The sequence below is a fragment of the Janthinobacterium sp. AD80 genome, assembly GCF_002878455.1.
Taxonomy (GTDB): Bacteria; Pseudomonadota; Gammaproteobacteria; order Burkholderiales; family Burkholderiaceae_D; genus Janthinobacterium.
Window position 1 is genome coordinate 1 of the sequence record NZ_NRDQ01000192.1, and the last position, 4,254, is coordinate 4,254.

A 4,254-nucleotide genomic window follows, 5' to 3' on the forward strand; every position below is an offset into this window, starting at 1 on the left:
ATCCGCCGCGGCAGCGCCGCCTGCGCCCATCATCATTACCCGTCAGGAATAAGCATTACATGGCAGAACAAGCAAAACTTCCGCTGGGCAAGCTGCTGATCCAGAAAGGCGTGATCAGCGAAGACCAGCTGCGCATCGCGCTGATCGAGCAAAAGCGCAGCAGCGAGCCGCTGGGCAAGCTGCTGATCACCCTGGGCTTCGTCACGGAAGCCACGGTGCGCGAAGCGCTGAGCGAAAACCTGAAGCAGGTCAGCGCCGACCTGTCGAGCCTGGTGGTCGACGCCATCGCCTTGAAACTGATTCCGAAGGACGTGGCCAAGCGCTACCGCGTCTTCCCCATCGTGTACGAGCGGCAGGCCGACAATCTGATCCTTGCCATGGCCGACACCAGCAACATCGTCGCGCTCGACCAGATCAGCGCCATGCTGGTCAAGGGCATCACGATTTCCACGGTGCTGGTCAATGAATCGGACATTTCGCGCGCCATCGACCAGTACTACGGCTTCGAGCTGTCGATCGACGGCATCCTGCACGAAATCGAAACGGGCGAAGTCAGCTATCAAAGCATGGCCTCGCCATCGGATGAGTACAGCCAGCCCATGGTGCGGCTGATCGACGCGCTGCTGGCCGACGCCGTGCAAAATGGCGCATCGGACATCCACTTCGAGCCGGAACAATCGTTCCTGCGCATCCGCTACCGCATCGACGGCATCCTGCGGCAGATCCGCAGCCTGCACAAATCGTACTGGCCGGCCATGGCCGTGCGCCTGAAGGTGATGTCGGGCATGAATATCGCCGAGGCGCGCGCGCCGCAGGACGGCCGCATCAGCATCAAGTTTTCCGGACGGCAGATCGACTTCCGCGCGTCGGCGCAGCCGACCACGCATGGCGAAAACTTCGTGCTGCGCGTGCTGGACCGGCAAAAGGGCATCGTCCCGCTCGACGCCCTGGGCCTGGCCGAGGCGGAGCTGAACCTGCTGAAACTGATGATCGCCCGCCCCGACGGCGTGATCCTGGTGACGGGCCCGACGGGCAGCGGCAAGACCACCACCCTGTATTCGATACTCAACCATATCAATACGGAAAGCGTCAACATCATGACCCTGGAGGATCCGGTCGAGTATCCGATGAACATGATACGCCAGACCTCGGTCAACGAATCGGTCAAGCTGGGCTTTGCCGACGGCATCCGCTCGATGATGCGGCAAGATCCGGACATCATTCTGGTGGGCGAGATCCGCGACCGCGAAACGGCGGAAATGGCCTTTGCCGCCGCCATGACGGGCCACCAGGTGTATTCCACCCTGCATACGAGCTCGGCGCTCGGTTCCGTCTCGCGCCTGCTCGACATCGGCATCCTGCCCGACATCATGGCCGGCAACATCATCGGCATCGTGGCGCAGCGCCTGGTGCGCCGGCTGTGTGAGCATTGCAAGGAAACGGTCATCGCCGACGACCTCGAGCGCCGCCTGCTGGGCCTGCAGCCCGATGATGCGCCCGTCAGCATCTGCCGCGCCGTGGGCTGCGAGCGCTGCGCCCACCAGGGCTACAAGGGCCGCCTGGCCATCATGGAAATCCTCAAGATGAATGCCGAACTCGATGAACTGACGGCGCGCCGCGCCAGCCTGCGCGAATTGAAGAGCGCGGCGCGCGCGGCCGGCTTCCATGCGCTGGTCGACGACGGCATGCGCCGCGTGAAGGAAGGCATTACCACCCTGGAAGAAGTGGCGCGCGTGGTCGACCTGACGGATAGGCTCAGCTGATGGCGCAATATGTCTACCGCGCCATGGATGCCGCCGGCGCCCTGATTCCCGGCAGCATGGAGGCGGCCAACGTGCCGGACCTGGAGGCGCGCCTGCACCGCATGCAGCTCGACCTCATCGATTGCAAGATCACGGGCCAGCATCTGGTGCTGCTGGGCAAGCGGGTCATCCACCGCCGCGACCTGATCAATTTCTGCTTCCACATGGAGCAGTTGACGGGTGCGGGCGTGCCCATCCTGGAAGGCTTGAACGACTTGCGCGAAAGCACCGACCACCCGCGTTTGCGCGAAGTGGTGACGGATCTGATTGAAAGCATCGAGGGCGGCCTGCCCCTGTCCGGCGCGCTGGCCCAGCATGCCGACATCTTCGACGCCACGTTTACCAGCTTGATCCTTGCGGGCGAACAGAGCGGCAGGATCGCCGAGGTGTTCAAGAACCTGTCGGAAAGTTTAAAGTGGCAGGACGAACTGGCGTCGCAGACGCGCAAGATCATCATGTATCCCGTCATCGTCGCCATCGTCGTGGCCGCCGTGACGTTTTTCCTGATGATCTACCTGGTGCCCCAGCTGACGGCCTTCATCCGCAACATGGGCGGCGAACTGCCGCTGCATACGCGCGTGCTGATATTGGTCTCGAATATCTTCATCGACTACTGGTATCTGCTGCTGGCCCTGCCCCTGCTGCTGTTCCTGGGCCTGCGCGCGGCCATCCGCCGCAGCGAAGCGGCGCGCTACGCCTTCGACGGCCTGAAGCTGCGGCTGTGGCTGATCGGTCCCGTGCTGCACAAGATCATCCTGGCCCGTTTCGCCACGTTTTTCGCCCTGATGTATGCGTCCGGCATCACCATCCTCGAATGCATCCGCCTGTCCGAAGGCATCGCCGGCAACCAGGTGGTGGCGGCCGGCCTGCGCCGTGCCGCGCAGCTGATCAGCGAGGGCCATGGCGTCACCAATGCCTTCCAGCACACGGGCATCTTCCCGCCGCTGGTGATCCGCATGCTGAAGGTGGGCGAAGCCACGGGTTCGCTCGACACGGCCTTGCGCAATGTCAGCTATTTTTATAACCGCGAAGTGAAGGAACTGATTGAAAAAGTGCAGGCCATGATCGAGCCGGCCATGACGGTGATCCTTGGCCTGCTGCTGGGCTGGATCATGCTGTCGGTGCTGGGCCCCATCTACGACACCATCAGTACTATTAAAACTTGAGACCCGATACCTGAGGCTGCCGTGTTCCGCAAACAATTGCTTTATCTGACCAGCGATACCCTGTGCGCCTACGACTGGCGCCATGGCGCGCTGGGCCCCGGCCAGGCATTTCCGGCCAGCGCGGCGGGGCTGGACGGCTTTGCCGCCTGGCTGGAAGACCCGCAGGCGCAGCGGCTCGACGTGCCCGCCTACCTGCTGACGGATTTGATCGAGGAAGATTTCCAGCACCAGCTCCTGCCCCACGTGCGCGGCAAGGCGGGCCGCGCCCTGCTGGAGCGGCGCAAGCTGCAGTTGCACCGCGACACGCCCTACCGGGGCAGCGCCCTGCTGGGCCGCGAAAGCACGGGCCGCCACGACGACCAGGTACTGTTCTTCGCGCTGACCAACCCGACCCTGCTGCAACCGTGGACGGAAGCGCTGGAACACTTGCGCATTCCCGTGGCCGGCATTTATTCGACCAGCCTGCTGAGCATCGCGCTGGTGAAAAAACTGGCGCTCACGCATGAACACCTGCTGCTGGTGACGCAGCAATCGGGCGGCTTGCGGCAAAGTTATTATGAGAAGGGCCAGCTGCGCTTCTCGCGCCAGACGGCAACCATCGCGCTTGACGGCGTGGCCGTGAATATTGCGCTGGAAACGGAAAAAACCCGGCAATTTCTCACCAGCACGCGCATGCTGGCGCGCGGCGACGTCTTGAATACGGTCATCCTGGCGCCGGCCGCGCAGATCGCCAAGCTCGAATTGCTGTGCGATAACGGCGTGGAAGTGGCTTACCACTTCATCGACCTGCAACTGGCCAGCGAACGCGTGGGCTTGCGGCAGACGCCGGCGCTGGCCGACGAGTTGCTGCTGACCTTGCTTGGAAAACATCCGCCACCCAGCCACTACCCGCCTGGGCCGCTGGCCCGCTATTACCACTTCCAGCGCGCGCGCAAGACCCTGTACGGCGCCAGCGCGCTGATCGGCGCCTCGGCGGCCCTGTGGTGCGTGATCAATTTACTTGGCGGCATCAATGACGCGGCGGGCACGGCGCGCCTGCAGCAGGAAACGGCGTCCTACCAGGAACGCTACCGCAATACCATGTCCAGCCTGGCGCCGGCGCGGCCAAGACGCAGAACATGAAAGTGGCCGTGACCCTGGGGCGCATGATCGCCAGCCAGGCACCGGAACCGGGCCGCCTGCTGGGCTTGCTGAGCATGGCGCTGGACCAGGCGCCGCAAGTCAAGCTGGGCCAGCTGCACTGGCATGCGGGCCAGCCGCCCGCGCGCGCGGCCGGCAGCGGCCAG

Annotated in this window: 3 protein-coding genes; all 3 read left to right on the forward strand. The window is 63.8% G+C overall.

Going from position 1 to position 4,254, the window contains the following annotated elements:
* Positions 1-59: 59 nt before the first annotated feature.
* The 3 genes from JaAD80_RS26170 to JaAD80_RS26180 are packed head-to-tail and all read left to right on the forward strand — an operon-like array spanning position 60 to position 4,090.
* Positions 60-1,763, forward strand: coding sequence for a GspE/PulE family protein (locus tag JaAD80_RS26170; protein WP_102298935.1), 1,704 nt, complete (start codon positions 60-62; stop codon positions 1,761-1,763).
* On the forward strand, positions 1,763-2,968 hold the full coding sequence (locus tag JaAD80_RS26175; RefSeq protein ID WP_102298937.1) for a type II secretion system F family protein: 1,206 nt from the start codon (positions 1,763-1,765) through the stop codon (positions 2,966-2,968). Before JaAD80_RS26170 ends, JaAD80_RS26175 begins: the two co-directional genes overlap by 1 nt.
* 21 nt (positions 2,969-2,989) lie before the next feature.
* Positions 2,990-4,090, forward strand: a complete 1,101-nt coding sequence (locus tag JaAD80_RS26180; RefSeq protein ID WP_102298939.1) for a hypothetical protein — start codon at positions 2,990-2,992, stop codon at positions 4,088-4,090.
* The last annotated feature ends 164 nt before the right edge of the window (positions 4,091-4,254 follow it).